This window comes from Pseudoalteromonas sp. NBT06-2, from assembly GCF_002276045.1.
In the GTDB taxonomy this organism is placed as follows: domain Bacteria; phylum Pseudomonadota; class Gammaproteobacteria; order Enterobacterales; family Alteromonadaceae; genus Pseudoalteromonas.
Map to the genome: position 1 here is coordinate 34,015 of NZ_NQMR01000005.1, position 16,690 is coordinate 50,704.

The 16,690-nt window shown below is 36.1% G+C and carries 15 protein-coding genes; 11 read left to right on the plus strand and 4 right to left on the minus strand.

Annotation, left to right across the window (positions count from 1 at the left end; genetic code table 11):
* Nucleotide 1 precedes the first annotated feature (1 nt).
* From CJF42_RS01825 to CJF42_RS01860, 8 genes are all read left to right on the plus strand, one after another.
* On the plus strand, nucleotides 2–754 hold the full coding sequence (locus CJF42_RS01825) for an MbnP family copper-binding protein (protein ID WP_095365035.1): 753 nt from the start codon (nucleotides 2–4) through the stop codon (nucleotides 752–754).
* A complete protein-coding gene (locus tag CJF42_RS01830; RefSeq protein WP_095365036.1) occupies nucleotides 751–1,869 on the plus strand; it encodes a methanobactin export MATE transporter MbnM in 1,119 nt (372 codons plus the stop codon). The genes CJF42_RS01825 and CJF42_RS01830 overlap by 4 nt, the downstream gene beginning before the upstream one ends.
* 77 nt (nucleotides 1,870–1,946) lie before the next feature.
* Complete coding sequence (locus CJF42_RS01835) at nucleotides 1,947–2,993, plus strand: proline racemase family protein (RefSeq protein ID WP_095365037.1); 1,047 nt, start codon at nucleotides 1,947–1,949, stop codon at nucleotides 2,991–2,993.
* A complete protein-coding gene (locus CJF42_RS01840; protein ID WP_095365038.1) occupies nucleotides 2,990–4,069 on the plus strand; it encodes a M24 family metallopeptidase in 1,080 nt (359 codons plus the stop codon). The genes CJF42_RS01835 and CJF42_RS01840 overlap by 4 nt, the downstream gene beginning before the upstream one ends.
* A gap of 10 nt (nucleotides 4,070–4,079) precedes the next feature.
* Entirely contained in the window at nucleotides 4,080–5,027 is a 948-nt protein-coding gene (gene lhpI, locus CJF42_RS01845; protein WP_095365039.1) for a bifunctional Delta(1)-pyrroline-2-carboxylate/Delta(1)-piperideine-2-carboxylate reductase, read from the plus strand.
* Between the two features lie 68 nt (nucleotides 5,028–5,095).
* Nucleotides 5,096–5,236: a hypothetical protein gene (locus CJF42_RS27130; protein WP_170940433.1), complete on the plus strand. Its 141-nt coding sequence runs from the start codon at nucleotides 5,096–5,098 to the stop codon at nucleotides 5,234–5,236.
* A gap of 530 nt (nucleotides 5,237–5,766) precedes the next feature.
* Nucleotides 5,767–8,358, plus strand: a complete 2,592-nt coding sequence (gene acnB / locus CJF42_RS01855) for a bifunctional aconitate hydratase 2/2-methylisocitrate dehydratase (RefSeq protein ID WP_095365041.1) — start codon at nucleotides 5,767–5,769, stop codon at nucleotides 8,356–8,358.
* 105 nt (nucleotides 8,359–8,463) lie between these two features.
* On the plus strand, nucleotides 8,464–8,781 hold the full coding sequence (locus CJF42_RS01860; protein WP_095365042.1) for a hypothetical protein: 318 nt from the start codon (nucleotides 8,464–8,466) through the stop codon (nucleotides 8,779–8,781).
* 404 nt (nucleotides 8,782–9,185) lie between these two features.
* Here CJF42_RS01860 and accC read toward each other — a convergent pair whose 3' ends face one another.
* From accC to CJF42_RS01880, 4 genes are all read right to left on the minus strand, one after another.
* Entirely contained in the window at nucleotides 9,186–10,529 is a 1,344-nt protein-coding gene (gene accC, locus CJF42_RS01865; protein ID WP_095365043.1) for an acetyl-CoA carboxylase biotin carboxylase subunit, read from the minus strand.
* 15 nt (nucleotides 10,530–10,544) lie between these two features.
* A complete protein-coding gene (gene accB, locus CJF42_RS01870) occupies nucleotides 10,545–11,015 on the minus strand; it encodes an acetyl-CoA carboxylase biotin carboxyl carrier protein (protein WP_095365044.1) in 471 nt (156 codons plus the stop codon).
* A 24-nt stretch (nucleotides 11,016–11,039) separates the two neighbouring features.
* Nucleotides 11,040–11,492 (minus strand): type II 3-dehydroquinate dehydratase, encoded by a 453-nt coding sequence (aroQ, locus tag CJF42_RS01875; protein ID WP_095365045.1) that lies wholly within the window; start codon nucleotides 11,490–11,492, stop codon nucleotides 11,040–11,042.
* Nucleotides 11,493–11,822: 330 nt separating this feature from the next.
* Nucleotides 11,823–13,619 (minus strand): protein-disulfide reductase DsbD, encoded by a 1,797-nt coding sequence (locus CJF42_RS01880; RefSeq protein ID WP_095365046.1) that lies wholly within the window; start codon nucleotides 13,617–13,619, stop codon nucleotides 11,823–11,825.
* Nucleotides 13,620–13,919: 300 nt separating this feature from the next.
* Here CJF42_RS01880 and CJF42_RS01885 point away from each other — a divergent pair, with 300 nt between their 5' ends.
* The 3 genes from CJF42_RS01885 (at nucleotide 13,920) to groL (ending at nucleotide 16,599) form a co-directional block, all read left to right on the plus strand.
* Nucleotides 13,920–14,444, plus strand: a complete 525-nt coding sequence (locus tag CJF42_RS01885) for an FxsA family protein (RefSeq protein WP_095365121.1) — start codon at nucleotides 13,920–13,922, stop codon at nucleotides 14,442–14,444.
* A 155-nt stretch (nucleotides 14,445–14,599) separates the two neighbouring features.
* Complete coding sequence (locus CJF42_RS01890) at nucleotides 14,600–14,887, plus strand: co-chaperone GroES (RefSeq protein WP_095365047.1); 288 nt, start codon at nucleotides 14,600–14,602, stop codon at nucleotides 14,885–14,887.
* A gap of 56 nt (nucleotides 14,888–14,943) precedes the next feature.
* Nucleotides 14,944–16,599: a chaperonin GroEL gene (gene groL, locus CJF42_RS01895; protein WP_095365048.1), complete on the plus strand. Its 1,656-nt coding sequence runs from the start codon at nucleotides 14,944–14,946 to the stop codon at nucleotides 16,597–16,599.
* Nucleotides 16,600–16,690: the final 91 nt, after the last annotated feature.

The following is a 16,690-nucleotide window of genomic DNA, read 5'->3' on the forward strand; positions in this document are numbered from 1 at the left end:
TTTGCATTTACGTAATATTATATTGGTAATCTTAGCATTAATTTTAATAACTGCTTGTAATAAAAAAACGCCGGTACCGCTTCAATTCCAGCCAATGTTTAAAGGTAAAGAAATCACCTGTGATGATTCATTCTTAGTTATGGAAAATCAGTGGCAAATAAATGCATTAAGTTTTTATGTTTCTAAGTTTAAAATAGATCAACAAAGACTCCATGTTAATGGAGTCGATATGAATACTCATGTTTCTTTGTTGGGAGGTATGTGCCGACAAAGCATGAATTGGCTAATTAATATAGAAAACGAAATAGCAGCAGGTAGAGACTTATCATTTGAATTAGCAGTACCTTTTGAGTTAAACCATAAAAATCCTTTAACGGCACAGTTTCCATTAAATCAGTCTGATATGTTTTGGACTTGGCAGCTTGGTCATAAATTTTTACGTTTAGATATCGTTAACCAAACATTAAAAGATGAGCATTGGTCTTTTCATTTAGGCTCAACAGGATGTGACTCCGCGTCTGTTATGCGGGCACCTAAAGAGTCTTGTAAACAACCAAATAGGTTTAGGTTTAGTATTGAAAATTTTAATCCGAATAAAGTCATTTATATCCATTTAGATAAATTATTTAGCCATTTACCTCTAGAGAAAAATAATAATTGTATGGGAAGTTTAAATTCACAAGCTTGCCAAGTTATATATTCAAATTTAGCTAATAATGATTTATTTAACCAAATAAAAGTGATTAAAAAATGAAATTACTAAATATTTTTAGTGTTCTTATTATCTTGAGTTTATTAGGTTGTGGCCCTAATGAGAAAATAGCTTATAAATGGCCAATTCCTAAAGACTACCCCAAACCACAAGTACCAAAAGATAACCCTATGTCCGAGGCTAAAATAGAACTAGGCCGATTTTTATTTTACGATAAAAATTTATCAGCAAATCAAACGCAAAATTGTGCGACTTGTCATCAACAAGAAAAGGCTTTTTCAGAGCCCTTAACTGTCTCTATCGGATCTACAGGTCAAAGCCACAGGCGTAACTCATTGGCTTTAGTTAATATCGCCTATAATAAAACCCTTACTTGGGCACATCCGAGTTTAGATTCTATTGAGCGTCAACTTTTGTTACCTATGTTTGGAGAAAACCCAGTTGAAATGGGGATAACGGGCTATGAAGATGAAGTATTATCTCGCTTTAATACTGATAAATACAAAGTGATGTTCGAAGCCGCTTTTAATGATAACGATATTAACTTCGATAAAATTAATAAGGCATTAGCAAGTTTTGTAAGAAGGCTCATTTCTTTTAATAGCCCTTTTGATCGCTATGCCTATCAATTGCAAGATAATGCACTCAGTGCTAGCCAGGTTAGAGGTATGGATTTATTTTTTTCAGAAAGATTAGAGTGTCATCATTGTCATGGTGGTTTCAATTTTACTCAATCTACGACCCATGAAAAACAATTATTAGATAGACGTCCTTTTCATAATACGGGTTTATATAATATAGATGGCAAAGGCAGTTACCCTTTAACGGATATTGGTTTAAATGAAATCACCTTAGAGCAAAGAGACATGGGGGCATTTAGAGCGCCAACATTAAGAAATATTGCACTGACAGCACCTTATATGCATGACGGCAGTATTCAAACTTTAGATGGGGTTGTAGCGCACTACGCTGCTGGTGGGCGTGCCACAAAGCAACTTGATATTAACAGTGAATTTAAAGAAAATATGTATAAAAGTCCTTTTGTAAAAGGGTTTGAACTTACGGATAAAGAAAAATCTGATTTAATTGCATTTTTAAATGCGCTAACAGATGAATCCTTTGTTTCAGATCCTAAATTAAGTAACCCCTTTAATTGATCTAAAAACCTCAAGTTTGCATTTTCATTCAATTTAAGTATATTGTATGCAATACATCATTATCAATTAATTTATCTATGCAACAAAATCTTTTTGCTAACTGGCAAGTGCCAACAGATTGGCATCATATAACGACATTAGAAATGCATACTGGCGGTGAACCTTTACGAGTGATCACAGGTGGCTTTCCTGAACTTCAAGGAAAAACGATTTTAGAGAAACGTCAATATTGTTTAAATCATTTTGATGATTTACGTAAAGCACTTATTTTTGAGCCCCGTGGTCACGCAGATATGTATGCTGCATTGATCACTGAACCTGAACGTGAAACAAGTCACTTTGGTGTGTTATTTTTACATAATGAAGGTTATAGCACTATGTGTGGTCATGCGATTGTCGCTTTATCTAAGGCTGCAGTTGAGGCTAAAGTCATTGATGTTATCGAAGGTGATAACGCGCTTCGCATTGATAGCCCTGCGGGATTAATTACTTCATATATAAAAGTTAAAAATAATAAAATTATCGATATTCATTTTAATAATGTGCCTTCTTTTTTAGCGTTGAAGCAACAACAAGCAGCTGTATTCGGCTTAGGTAACGTCACTTTTGATTTAGCTTATGGTGGTGCATTTTATGCCTATGTTGATGCAGACACGTTAGATTTAGACTTAAGCGATACAAATAGCATTGCCATTATAGACATGGGCAAACGAATTAAAGAAGCAGTGCAAAGTCAGTTTGATATCAAACATCCATTTGAAGATGATTTAAGCTTTTTATACGGTGTTATTTTTGTTTCCCATCAGCAAGCGTTATCACAAGACGTCCATAGTCGTAATGTATGTATTTTTGCTGAAGGTGAATTAGATCGAAGTCCAACAGGCACAGGTGTGAGTGGTAGGGTGGCTATTCATTATGAAAAAGGCGAATTATTGGTTGATGAGACCATTAAAATTGAAAGTATTCTAGGCTCGTATTTTAATGTCAAAGTGGTTGAGACAACGCAATTTGGGCAATACCAAGCGATTATTCCTCAAGTAAGTGGTATGGCTTATATAACAGGTAAATCAGAGTTTTATATTGATCCTGAAGATCCATTAAAAGAAGGTTTTATTTTTCGATGAAAGAAATTTATCAACAAAGACAAAGTCAATGTCGTTCGCAACTTGTTGAGCAAAACTTAGATGCTTTATTAGTATTAGGTTTTGAAAATTTACGTTATTTAAGTGGTTTTAGCGGTCATGCTGCTTATGGCATTATTACACTAGAACAAAATTATTTAATTACTGACTATAGATATGCTGAGCAAGCGACTAAAGAATGCTGTGATTTTGAAATCATTACGCGAGATCGCGAAAAAGAAACTTTAGGTGCATGTATTAAGCGTCATTTAGGTAGTACAAAAACTTTAGGGTTTGATGCTGCATTTGTTAATGTGGCTATGTGGCAAGATGTGTGTAAAGCGTTTAGTAATATTGCTACTTTACCGATTACTGGCATGATTGAACGCCAACGTATGGTTAAAGATCATTGGGAAATCAAACAAACAAAATTAGCAGCTGCGATTGCTGATCAGGCTTTAAATGAATTAATGCCCTATTTTGTTGCAGGTGCTACAGAAAGAGATGTGGCTTTAGAACTTGAATACCGCATGCAAAAACTCGGTTCTGAAGGGCTGGCGTTTGATACTATTATGTTATTTTCCCAGCGTAGTTCATTACCTCATGGTATTCCTAGTGAGCAAAAATTGAAACAAGGTGATTTTATTACTTTAGACTTTGGTGCAGTAATAAATGGTTATCGCTCTGATATGACGCGTAGTTATATTTTAGGTGAAGCCTCAGAGAAACAAACAGAGGTTTACAATACGGTAGCGCAAGCACAACAAGCTGCAATTAATGTGCTTAAACCCGGTTTATCTGTTGTTGAAGCTTATAAAGTTGCACGTGAAGTATTGAATGAATCTGAGTATGGTCAATGGGCGGGTGATGGTTTGGGCCATGGCCTTGGCTTGTATTTACATGAAGCGCCAATTATTGGGCCTAATTGTGATTATGTTTTACAGCCGGGCAACATTATTACCATTGAACCTGGAATTTATATTCCTGATTTTGGTGGCGTTAGATTAGAAGATGATTTACTTATTACAGATGATGGTTATCAAGTTTTAACCCATGCACCTAAACCGTTTCTAATTTAAAGGTAAAAAAATGAAAGTAATAGAAAAAGAACAAGTTCATAACATACTTAATTTTAGTGATTTAATACCTGCCCTCAAAAGAGGTTTTTCTGGTGATTTTAAGATGCCAAAACGTCAGGTGTTTGAGTTGGCACCTGGTTGTGAAAAGCACAATGCATTTGCAGTCTTACCAGCATGGAATGAAGATGTGATAGGTGTGAAGTCTTTTACATATTTCCCACAAAATAGTGATGCGGATTTTGATTCATTATATTCAAAAATAATGTTATTTAGTAGAGATCATGGTGTGCCTTTAGCTTTAGTTGATGGTACTAGTGTTACGTTTTGGCGTACGGCTGCAGTATCAGCTTTAGCGTCATGTTATTTATCTAGAGAAGATAGTGAATCCATGGTGTTTTTTGGCTCAGGTAATCTTTCATCTTATATGATCAGTGCCCATTTAACGGTTCGAAAACTGAAAAAAATAACAATAGTGGGTCGTAATTCAGATAAAGTAGCCAGTTTAATTACTCAGATGCAAACACGTCACGAAGGAGTTGAGTTTATAGCTTGTGAGGTAAATAATGTTGAAATGGCAGTGAAACAGTCTGATATTATTAGCTGTGCAACAGGCTCTGCCACCCCTTTATTTAAAGGTGATTGGTTAAAACCTGGCGCTCATGTAGATTTAATTGGTAATCATAATCATGATCGTAGAGAGTGTGATACTCAGGCTATTTTGAATAGCTCTGTATATGTTGATAGCCGAACAAATGTTTTAAATGAAGCGGGTGAGTTGTTAATACCTATCAGTGAGGGGTTATTTACTGAGGCTGATGTTAAAGCTGAGTTAGCACAATTATGCTCAGGTGATGCTAATGGGCGTAAAAATGCTGATGAAATTACGTTATTTAAGTCTGTAGGCACAGCTTTAAGTGATTTAGTTAGCGCACATCTGGTTTATAAAAACCAAATGTAACGAGTCAGAAGGTGACTCTCTAAGGTAAACCACTTTTTAAAGCCTCGGTTTTGCAATAAGGATATGCTATGAAATATGAACTTTTTTTATCTGGGTTGGTGCTGACAGTATTAGGTATTGAGCCATTAATTTATTTTGCATATAGTTTATATCGAAAACGAACATGGCGTGTATGTTTTATTGACAAAGTGACTATGGTGTCACTTTAAAATCTGATGCCATTTAGTTCATTTAAAGACAAACAAATGTTGGTGGAATATGGGTTTAAAAAAAGGTCGTTAAGTGCGATTACAGACTTTGATAAAAAACTATTTAAGAAAATGCAAAAAAAAACACATGCCTGCCAAATTTATGTCGACCCTATTAATCCAAATAATATTTGCTTGCCAAAAACCACTATAAAATTAACGAGTACCATTTTACCTTTTTTTGGTATTTTATTGATTTTTATATCATAAAGTTAAAGTTCAGGTCTTTCATATGATGTGCATAACTCAGTTTATTTCATCTATCTCCGTTATTAATATTGTTGAACAATTCTTATTTACTAACCATTCATGAAACTAAGGTAGACTATTCATCATATCTATAGTGAGTATAAAGAAAGGATTAGCTTCGTTAATTCTCATCTAGCGCGAAAAATCGTATACTGTTGATATATTTTTAGTCCAATTAATAATTATATTCAACAAACCTGCTAGAGTTATTGGATATTAACACGTCACCAAGAGGGCATATCATGCTTCAAGAATATCGTATACACATAGCAGAACGCGCAGCTGAAGGCATTGTACCTAAAGCATTAGACGCAGAAAAAACTGCGGCCTTAGTAGAATTAGTAAAAAATCCACCAGCAGGTGAAGAAGAATTTTTATTAGATCTATTAACAAACCGCGTACCAGCGGGTGTTGATGATGCAGCTTATGTTAAAGCCGGTTTTTTAGCTGCCGTTAGTAAAGGTGAAGCAAAATCTCCAATTTTATCTGCTGATAAAGCAACTGAACTTTTAGGTACTATGCTCGGAGGTTATAATATCCAACCTATGATTGACCTATTAGACGATGATGCATTAGCGTCAACAGCTGCTAATGGTTTATCTCATACATTGTTAATGTTTGATGCGTTTTATGATGTTAAAGAATTAGCTGAAAAAGGTAATGCAGCAGCTAAGCAAGTTATGCAATCTTGGGCTGATGGTGAATGGTTCACATCTAAAGATAAAGTAGCTGAAAAAATTACTGTAAAAGTATTTAAAGTAACTGGTGAAACAAATACGGATGATTTATCACCAGCACCAGATGCTTGGTCACGTCCAGATATTCCTTTACATGCTAAAGCGATGCTTAAAATTGAGCGTGAAGGAATCAATCCGGATGAAGATGGTACTGTTGGTCCTATCGCTCAGATTGAAGAACTACAAAAAGAGGGCATTCCGCTAGCTTACGTTGGTGATGTTGTTGGTACGGGATCATCTCGTAAATCTGCTACCAACTCTGTTTTATGGTTTATGGGTGATGACATCCCTTGTATCCCTAATAAACGTGGTGGTGGTGTATGTTTAGGTGGTAAAATCGCTCCTATCTTTTATAACACGATGGAAGATTCCGGCGCGTTACCAATTGAATTAGACGTTCAAAAAATGAATATGGGTGATATAATTGATATTTATCCATACGAAGGCGTTGTAAAAAATGCAGCTGGCGAAGTTATCTCTGAATTTGAACTTAGCTCTGTATTATTAGATGAAGTACGTGCTGGTGGCCGTATTCCTTTAATCATTGGTCGTGGTTTAACAGGTCGTGCTCGTGAAGCATTAGGCCTTGAAGAAACGAGTCTTTTTGCTAAGCCTAAAGATGTTGCTGAGTCGACTAAAGGTTATACTTTAGCACAGAAGATGGTTGGTAAAGCATGTGGCGTTGAAGGGGTTCGTACAGGTCAATACTGTGAACCTAAAATGACAACTGTTGGTTCGCAAGATACTACAGGTCCTATGACACGTGATGAACTTAAAGATTTAGCATGTTTAGGTTTCTCAGCAGATTTAACGATGCAGTCTTTTTGTCATACATCAGCTTACCCTAAACCTGTAGATGTTGTTACTCATCATACTTTACCTGATTTTATCATGAACCGTGGTGGTGTTTCACTTCGTCCAGGTGATGGTGTAATTCACTCTTGGTTAAACCGTATGTTATTACCAGATACTGTCGGTACTGGTGGTGATTCTCATACGCGTTTCCCATTAGGTATTTCATTCCCTGCAGGTTCTGGTTTAGTGGCATTTGCTGCAGCCACAGGTGTTATGCCACTTGATATGCCTGAGTCTGTTTTAGTTCGCTTTAAAGGTGAAATGCAACCAGGTATCACTTTACGTGACTTAGTTCATGCTATCCCTTACTACGGGATCAAAAACGGTCTTTTAACGGTTGAAAAAGCTGGTAAAATTAACGAGTTCTCTGGTCGTGTATTAGAGATTGAAGGCCTTAAAGGCTTAACTGTTGAACAAGCATTTGAGCTTTCTGATGCATCTGCTGAGCGTTCAGCTGCTGGTTGTTCAATTAAACTAGAAGAAGATGCTGTTGCTGAATACCTAGAATCTAACATTGTGATGCTTAAGTGGATGATCAGTGAAGGTTACGGTGATGTACGTACAATCGAACGTCGTATCCAAGGTATGCAAGAGTGGTTAGCCAACCCATCACTTATGTCTGCTGATGCAGATGCGCAATACGCACACATTATTGAAATTGACTTAGCTGATATTAAAGAGCCTATCGTTTGTTGTCCTAACGATCCAGATGATGCAAAATTATTATCTGATGTTCAAAATACTAAAATTGATGAAGTATTCATTGGTTCTTGTATGACTAATATTGGCCACTTCCGTGCTGCTGGTAAGCTTATCGAAAAATTTGGTGGTACTTTACCTACACGTATGTGGGTTACACCGCCTACTAAAATGGATAGTGCACAATTAAGTGACGAAGGTTATTTTTCTATCTATGGTAAAGCGGGCGCTCGTGTAGAAACGCCTGGTTGTTCATTATGTATGGGTAACCAAGCGCGTGTTGCTGATAAATCAACTGTTTTATCAACGTCTACTCGTAATTTCCCCAACCGTTTAGGTAATGGTGCAAATGTATACCTTACTTCTGCAGAACTTGCGGGTGTAGGTGCTATCTTAGGTAAATTACCTACGCCAGCAGAGTACATGGAATATGCATCACAAATTGATGCAACGGCAGCGGATACTTATCGTTACTTAAACTTCCATAAAATGGAAGAGTACACTAAGAAAGCTGATACAGTAATCATTCAACAAGCTGTATAAACTTATTTCGCCTTGGTCTGGAAAAAGCCTGTTATTTTAGCAGGCTTTTTTTATTCATGTTAAATTCAGTTTTAACGCTTTATGCTTCGTTCAAAGGAGAATTTAATGAAAATATACTTATTGTTTTTAGTCAGTTTCGTATTTACAACATCTGCATCAGCATGTGATTCTTTTAGGTTAAATAATGGTGATTTATTACGCTGTGATATTGACCGCATTGAGTTATTGGCTAAAGTTGGTCAGCCAATATCGAAAGATGTTGATAGTATTGGAGTGAATGATGGAGAAAATAAATCTGGTACAACTAAAGAGACTTGGTCCTATATTTTAAAAGCTGATATAGGGGGAGACTTCTTAGTTTCTGTAAAAATTGAAAATAGTAAAGTTGTCAATATTAGCTCAAAACAAAAAGATAGGCTTTAAGACTTATAACCATGATACCTCAAAATGCGCGATTTCAGCGAAAATTAAACAGGATTTAGGTAAGACATTAATTGAAGATAATGGTTGTTCCCTTATCAAAATTAATTACGTAGCATAAACCCTGTTTAAACTCGCCGAGACGGCGCTTCTGAGCAAACCCACTTCATCGTTGTGTTATTTTGAAAGGTGCCGACATTTCTGCATCAACACGCCTTGAATTGGGCTCGCTCAGATAGCTCTGAAACATCCATTTTGAAGTAGCATGGGTATATCTAGTTGCGGGTTTAAAGACATTTGTATAGTGTAGTACAAGAACGTTTTTTGTTGTTTTATTTGATATTTAAAATGAAAAAAAGCCAGTGGAAGCTGGCTTTATCAGTAATGCGGTATGGATAACTACGGGCTTATTGTAGTCCTAATTTTTTTTCTAAATAGTGGATATTTGTACCACCATTTTGGAAGTTTTCATCTGCTAAAATTTCTTTATGCAGAGGGATATTAGTTTTAATGCCATCAATGACTAATTCATCTAATGCAATTCTAGCGCGTACAATAGCAATGTCACGATTTTCACCATAAGTAATTAATTTACCTATCATAGAGTCGTAATATGGTGGTACGCTGTAATCAGCATAAATATGACTATCCCAACGAACACCTAAGCCACCTGCAGGGTGGAAACGTGTAATTTTACCCGGAGAAGGAATAAATGACACAGGATCTTCTGCATTTATACGACATTCAATAGCATGACCTCTGATCACGATATCATCTTGCGTTAGGCTTAATGGTTGACCAGCAGCTATTTTTAACTGCTCTTTGATCAAATCAACACCAGTTACCATTTCAGTTACCGGGTGCTCAACCTGAATACGGGTATTCATTTCAATGAAATAAAACTCGCCATTTTCATATAGGAACTCAAAAGTACCTGCGCCACGATAGTTAATATCGATACATGCACGAGTACAACGCTCACCAATGAACTTACGCATTTCTTCTGTAATGCCAGGGGCTGGTGCTTCTTCAACTACTTTTTGATGACGACGTTGCATTGAACAATCACGTTCGCCTAAGTGAATTGCATTACCTTGACCATCTGCTAGTACTTGAACTTCGATGTGACGAGGGTTTTCAAGAAATTTTTCCATGTAAACCACTGGGTTACCAAAAAATTGCTGTGCTTCACTTTGCGTTAATGCAATTGAATCAATTAATTCTTCATCATCTCGTACAACACGCATACCACGGCCACCACCACCACCGGCGGCTTTAATGATCACAGGGTACCCTATGCGTTTTGCAATTTGTAAATTACGTTCATTATCATCAGTTAAAGGACCATCAGAACCAGGGACACAAGGTACACCTGCTTTACGCATCGCTTTGATTGCTTCAACTTTATCGCCCATTATGCGGATGGTATCACCGGTAGGACCGATAAATATAAAACCACTTTGCTCAACTTGGTCCGCAAAATCAGCATTTTCAGCTAAAAACCCATAACCTGGATGAATTGCAACCGCATCAGTGACTTCAGCAGCAGCAATGATACGAGGAATATCTAAGTAACTTTCTAAAGCCGAAGGTTTACCGATACAAATTGTTTCATCGGCTAACAATACATGTTTTAGATCTCTGTCTGCAGTAGAATGCACGGCAACAGTTTTGATGCCAAGCTCTTTACAGGCACGCAATATACGAAGTGCAATTTCACCTCGGTTTGCGATAACAACTTTATCTAACATAGCGTTTGCCTTAGATTATTCGATGATAAATAGTGGTTGATCAAATTCAATTGGATCTTCGTTATTAACTAAAATCTCTTTGATCACACCTGCTTTATCAGCTTCGATTTGATTCATCATTTTCATCGCTTCTAAGATACATAAAGTATCTCCTACTTTAACCGTTGAACCGACTTCAACATATGAAGCAGCTTCTGGAGAAGCTGAGCGATAGAAGGTACCAACCATTGGTGATTTAACTACATGACCTGAAATTACTGCTGGGGCACTTTCAGTTTCAGGTACAGCAACTACAGCAGGCGCAGCTAAAGGAGCAGCCGCAGCTAAAGGAGCAGCCGCAGCTAAAGGAGCTGCCATTGCTTGCATTACTGGAGCCGGACTATAGCGGTTAATACGGACCGATTCTTCACCTTCAGTGATTTCTAATTCAGAAATACCAGACTCTTCAACTAATTCAATTAACTTTTTTATCTTACGAATATCCATGGATAAACCCGTCTCTGTTTTATATTAATGTGTGTTTTGCAATTGGTTTGCCGCGGCTGTTAAAGCCATTTCATAACCCATTGCACCAAATCCTACGAGAACACCTTGTGCAACATCAGAAAAATATGAGTGATGTCTAAAAGCTTCTCTTTTGTGAACGTTTGACAAATGCACTTCATAAAAAGGTATATCAACACTTAGTAACGCATCCCTTAAAGCGACACTGGTATGTGTAAATGCAGCGGGGTTAATAATAATAAAATCAACCTCGCCCCAAGCTGAGTGTATACGCTCTATTAATGCTTGCTCACCATTACTTTGGAAGTGTTCTAACTTAATATTAAGTGTTAGAGCTTGTTGCGTTAATGATGCAATAATATCGTTTAGGGTTTGAGAGCCATAAGTTTCTGGTTCTCGTTTACCTAACATATTTAAGTTTGGTCCATTTAGGACTAAAAGTTTGAATTTAGCAGTCATTGTCTGCGAAATTTCCTTAAAAGTAGTGAGTGTCGTTGTTTTTATAATTCAAGTCATAATTTAATAGGTTCTGACTTAAATCGCAACTTTTTATCACGTTCAGCAACGATTATAGTTATTTCAAAGAAAATAACAGCAAAATACTGGTCTAATCAGTCCAAAGTTAGTTGCTTTGGGATTTATGGTACTAATGAAGAGAGAATTGTAGTTTTTGTTTAAAAAGGAGAGGACAATAATTTATGATAAAGTTAATACAAGGACATAAAAAATATAAATTATAAAGAAATAGTGAGCTAGAAATTATATTAGCCCACTTGGTTTTTAGTTATCTTACTTTAACTTCTCTAAATGAGCTGCAAAATTATCGGCATCCATAAAACCTGTTACTCGTTCAGATATTAGCTCTTTTCCTTGTGTATCAAAAAATAAAATACTGGGTAAACCAAATACATTAAAGTGCTTCATAAATGCAAGGTTCGTATCACTGGCATCGGTTAAGTCTACTTGAATTAGCTCGTAACCTGAGAATGCTTTAAGTACTTTAGGGTCCGCAAAAGTATAATGTTCAAACTCTTTACAAGCGACACACCAATCTGCATATAAATCAACCATGACGAGTTTATTATTCTGATTGGCTTGCGTAATCGCGTGTTCAAGCTCTGATAAACCGACAATTTTTATAAATTCTCCGTTATTTTGTTCCATAGAGGTACTCTGTATTTGATTTCCCTCAACGGTATTCGACGTAATATAAATTCGTTGTAAAAGGCTTAATGCAGAAAACAATAATACAAAGGCAGTGAACCATAATATGGTTTTTCCTTTAGCTTGATTTGTTTGAGTATGCCAATGATATAAATAAGTTGCCGTTGCTATCATCAACAATGAACCTAAAGTTAAAATAGTATCAAAACTTAAAATACGCTCTAACAAAATCAATGGTACAACTAGCATGATAAAGCCAAATAAAGTTTTAACTTGATCCATCCAACTACCAGCTTTTGGTAGTAGCTTTCCGCCTGATGTGCCTAAAATAAGTAAAGGTAGGCCCATGCCTAGGCTTAGTACATATAAGGTTATACCACCAATTAAATAGTCTCCATTTTGAGCTACATATAATAAAACGGCTGACAATGGTGCGGTAGTACAAGGTGATGCGATTAAGCCTGATAAGATCCCCATTAAGAAAACGCCAACATAATTGCCACTTTTTTGCTGATTGCTAACTTGAGTTAACCGAGACATCCAACTACTTGGTAGTCTTATTTCAAATAAGCCAAACATAGATAAAGCTAAAAGGACAAATAATAAACTAAAACTAATTAATATATAAGGGTGCTGTAGGTAAGCTTGAACTTGCCCGCCTAAGGTGGCAACAATTAGCCCTAATAAAGCATAAGTTATAGCCATACCTTGTACATATACAAATGACAAAGTAAAAGCACGTTTAGTCGAAAGAGACTTGCCTTGTCCGGCAATTAAGCTTGAAAGTATTGGAAACATAGGAAAGACACAAGGAGTAAATGCTAAACCCAAACCGAAGAGGAAGAAAACAATTAAATTTGTAGTGAAATCTTGTTGTGAAAGTTTTTCGGTTAGAGAAGGAGGATTCTCTTCATTTTTACTATTATTAGTTAAATTTTGAGTTATGGTATTTGATTGTGTTGTTGATAAAAGTTTGCTTAAAGGGATTGAGATGGTTTCTGGTGGGTAACATAAACCCGCTTCTGCACACCCTTGATAGCGAATTTTGACTATGGCATTATCTTCTATATCTGATAAAGGAATGACCAAGTTCAAAGCATTAAAATACACTTCTGTTTTACCAAAAAATTCATCTTCTATCCACTGTCCGTTTGGCAACTTAGGTTGTTCAAGGGAGGCTTCTTTAGCAATAAATTTAAGTTTTTTTTGGTAAATATAATACTTTGGTGCGATTTCCCAATTAATAAATAGTTTTTCACCTTGCTGATCAAAGTCTAATCTAAAAGCTTCTGAAACAGGTAAGAAAGTTTGCTGTGATGGTGCAATTAATTCATCTAATATATTATTGGCGCTGCTAATGTTAGGTGTAAACAAAGTGACAAATAAAAGCAAAGATAAAAATATTGTGGATATAAAACGCATTTAACGGTTACCTCATCAAGTCTGACAAATGACTTATATTTTAATTAGCCCCAGTTCAGGCTTTTTGGTATATTTTTAATTTTTTAAATAACTTAAGTTGCAAAAGCTCACTAAAATGAGTTTAAAAATATAACTTAACATAAACTTAAAGCATAAAAATATGACTAAATTTTGAAAGTTGTATTTATACCTTAATTTGATGATCAAATCAGCAAAATAAGCATAAACTTGGGTTGAAATAAGACCGCTTAGCCCTCATTTATATTTCGTTATATGAAATTAATTTTCACTGAGGTTGGTATGTTTAAGTCATTATTATTAGTTTTCATTATTATCCCAATAATAGAAATAGCGTTATTAATTCAAGTAAGTGAAGTGATAGGTGGTTGGAGTACCATTACCTTGGTAATAGTAACCGCATTTATAGGTGCTAAATTAGTTAAGCAGCAAGGAACTGACGCATTAAAGAATGTGCAAACGCAAATGGCAAAAGGGCAAATGCCAGCAAAAGACTTATTTTCTGGTTTATGCGTTATTATTGCAGGTGTATTACTGGTTACTCCTGGGATTGTGACTGATATTTTTGGTTTTTTATTATTAACACCTTTAGTACGAAATAAAATGGCTGCGGGTATATTAAAACAAGTTGCCACTAAAAGTGTATCATCTGGCGCACATGGTTTTCATTTTTCATCAGGTAGCTTTGGAAAAAATACTTTTAATCAAGATCATAATCAACAGAGTGAACAGGGGCAAGTTTACGAAAATGAAGCGGAAAAACAAAAACCGAAAGTACTAGAAGGTGAGTTTCAGCGGAAAGAGTAAATTTTATCTAATTTTTAAGTTTTTTCGCTTGGGATAAATAATTTCATCCCCATAATTATAGTTAAATATTACAGTTAAATATTACAGTTAAATATTACAGTTAAATATTATTGTTAAAACGCAATATTAAGAATCAACATTATTAGGAGTATAAAATGAATTTACGTCCATTAAGTGATCGCGTTATCGTAAAACGCTTAGAAGAAGAAACAAAAACAGCTGGCGGCATTGTATTAATGGGCTCAGCAGCAGAAAAGTCAACGCGTGGTCAAATTGTTGCAATTGGTAATGGTCGCGTTCTAGATAATGGCGAGCTTAAAACACTAGAAGTAAAAGTTGGCGAAACAGTACTTTTTGGTCAATATATTGAAAAAACTGAAAAGATTGAAGAGCAAGAGTATTTGATCATGCGCGAAGATAACATCGTTGCAATTGTAGAATAAATTTACTCAAAAATTTATTTATTACCAAATCAATTAAAAATTTATAGGAGTTTAAAATGTCAGCTAAAGACGTAATTTTTTCCGGTGATGCTCGCGCTAAAATGCTTGCAGGCGTAAATATTCTAGCAAATGCAGTAAAAGTAACTTTAGGTCCAAAAGGTCGTAATGTTGTATTAGATAAATCTTTTGGTGCACCAGTTATCACTAAAGATGGCGTATCAGTTGCCAAAGAAATTGAACTTGTAGACAAGTTTGAAAATATGGGCGCACAAATGGTGAAAGAAGTCGCTTCTAAAGCCAATGATGCGGCCGGTGATGGCACAACAACTGCTACGGTATTAGCACAATCAATCGTCAATGAGGGGTTAAAATCAGTTGCTGCTGGTATGAACCCAATGGATCTTAAACGTGGTATAGATAAAGCAGTAGCAGCTGCTGTTATTGAATTAAAAGAAATTTCAGAACCTTGTTCAGACACTAAAGCAATTGCTCAAGTAGGTACTATTTCAGCTAATTCTGATACTGAAATTGGCGACATCATTGCCAGCGCAATGGAAAAAGTAGGTAATGCTTCAGGTGTTATTACTGTTGAAGATGGTCAGACTTTAGAAAATGAATTGGACGTTGTTGAAGGTATGCAGTTTGATCGTGGTTATTTATCACCTTACTTTATCAATAATGCCGAGAAAGGTGTGGTTGAACTTGATAGCCCATTCATTTTATTAGTAGATAAAAAAGTATCTAGTATTCGTGAGCTGTTACCAACTTTAGAAGGTGTTGCAAAAGCAAGTAAGCCATTATTAATTATTGCTGAAGACCTTGAAGGTGAAGCATTAGCAACGTTAGTTGTTAATAATATGCGTGGTATTGTTAAAGTCGCTGCTGTAAAAGCGCCTGGTTTTGGTGATCGTCGTAAAGCGATGCTTCAAGATATTGCAATTTTAACTGGTGGTACAGTCATTTCAGAAGAAATTGGTTTAGAGCTTGAAAAAGCACAAATGGAAGATTTAGGTACTGCGAAGCGTGTTGTTATTTCTAAAGATGATACAACAATTATTGATGGTACTGGCGAGCAAGATGCTATTTCAGGTCGTGTTTCACAGATCAAAGCGCAAATTGAAGAAGCAACTTCTGACTACGATAAAGAAAAATTACAAGAGCGTATGGCAAAACTTGCCGGTGGTGTCGCTGTCATTAAAGTTGGCGCTGCAACTGAAATGGAAATGAAAGAGAAAAAAGACCGTGTTGAAGATGCATTACATGCAACACGCGCAGCAGTTGAAGAAGGTGTTGTTGCCGGTGGTGGTGTTGCATTAGTTCGTGCTGCGAGTAAGTTATTAGCACTTAAAGGCGATAATGAAGATCAAAACCACGGTATTAAAGTGGCACTACGCGCAATGGAAGAGCCACTTCGTCAAATCGTTTCAAATGCAGGTGATGAAGCATCAGTTGTTGTAAATAATATTAAAGAGAGTGAAGGTAACTATGGTTACAATGCTTCGTCAGGTGAATATAACGATATGATTGAAATGGGTATCTTAGACCCAACTAAAGTAACGCGTTCGGCACTACAATATGCAGCTTCAATAGCTGGTCTAATGATCACAACAGAAGCGATGATTGCTGATGTACCACAAGATGCGGCTGCTGCTCCAGCTATGCCTGATATGGGTGGCATGGGCGGTATGGGTGGAATGGGCGGCATGATGTAATAGGTTTTTAATCTATTACTGTAGCTCTAACCAAATAAATGAAAGCCCGAATAGCGATATTCGGGCTTTTTTATGGATGTAATCAGCTAAG

What these genes read in the sequence shown, in the direction of transcription:
- CJF42_RS01830 (WP_095365036.1), top strand. Translation starts at nt 751, where the DNA reads ATGAAATTACTAAATATTTTTAGTGTTCTTATTATCTTGAGTTTATTA.
- CJF42_RS01835 (WP_095365037.1), top strand. Translation starts at nt 1,947, where the DNA reads ATGCAACAAAATCTTTTTGCTAACTGGCAAGTGCCAACAGATTGGCAT.
- CJF42_RS01840 (WP_095365038.1), top strand. Translation starts at nt 2,990, where the DNA reads ATGAAAGAAATTTATCAACAAAGACAAAGTCAATGTCGTTCGCAACTT.
- lhpI (WP_095365039.1), top strand. Translation starts at nt 4,080, where the DNA reads ATGAAAGTAATAGAAAAAGAACAAGTTCATAACATACTTAATTTTAGT.
- CJF42_RS27130 (WP_170940433.1), top strand. Translation starts at nt 5,096, where the DNA reads ATGAAATATGAACTTTTTTTATCTGGGTTGGTGCTGACAGTATTAGGT.
- acnB (WP_095365041.1), top strand. Translation starts at nt 5,767, where the DNA reads ATGCTTCAAGAATATCGTATACACATAGCAGAACGCGCAGCTGAAGGC.
- CJF42_RS01860 (WP_095365042.1), top strand. Translation starts at nt 8,464, where the DNA reads ATGAAAATATACTTATTGTTTTTAGTCAGTTTCGTATTTACAACATCT.
- accC (WP_095365043.1), bottom strand. Translation starts at nt 10,529, where the DNA reads ATGTTAGATAAAGTTGTTATCGCAAACCGAGGTGAAATTGCACTTCGT.
- accB (WP_095365044.1), bottom strand. Translation starts at nt 11,015, where the DNA reads ATGGATATTCGTAAGATAAAAAAGTTAATTGAATTAGTTGAAGAGTCT.
- aroQ (WP_095365045.1), bottom strand. Translation starts at nt 11,492, where the DNA reads ATGACTGCTAAATTCAAACTTTTAGTCCTAAATGGACCAAACTTAAAT.
- CJF42_RS01880 (WP_095365046.1), bottom strand. Translation starts at nt 13,619, where the DNA reads ATGCGTTTTATATCCACAATATTTTTATCTTTGCTTTTATTTGTCACT.
- CJF42_RS01885 (WP_095365121.1), top strand. Translation starts at nt 13,920, where the DNA reads ATGTTTAAGTCATTATTATTAGTTTTCATTATTATCCCAATAATAGAA.
- CJF42_RS01890 (WP_095365047.1), top strand. Translation starts at nt 14,600, where the DNA reads ATGAATTTACGTCCATTAAGTGATCGCGTTATCGTAAAACGCTTAGAA.
- groL (WP_095365048.1), top strand. Translation starts at nt 14,944, where the DNA reads ATGTCAGCTAAAGACGTAATTTTTTCCGGTGATGCTCGCGCTAAAATG.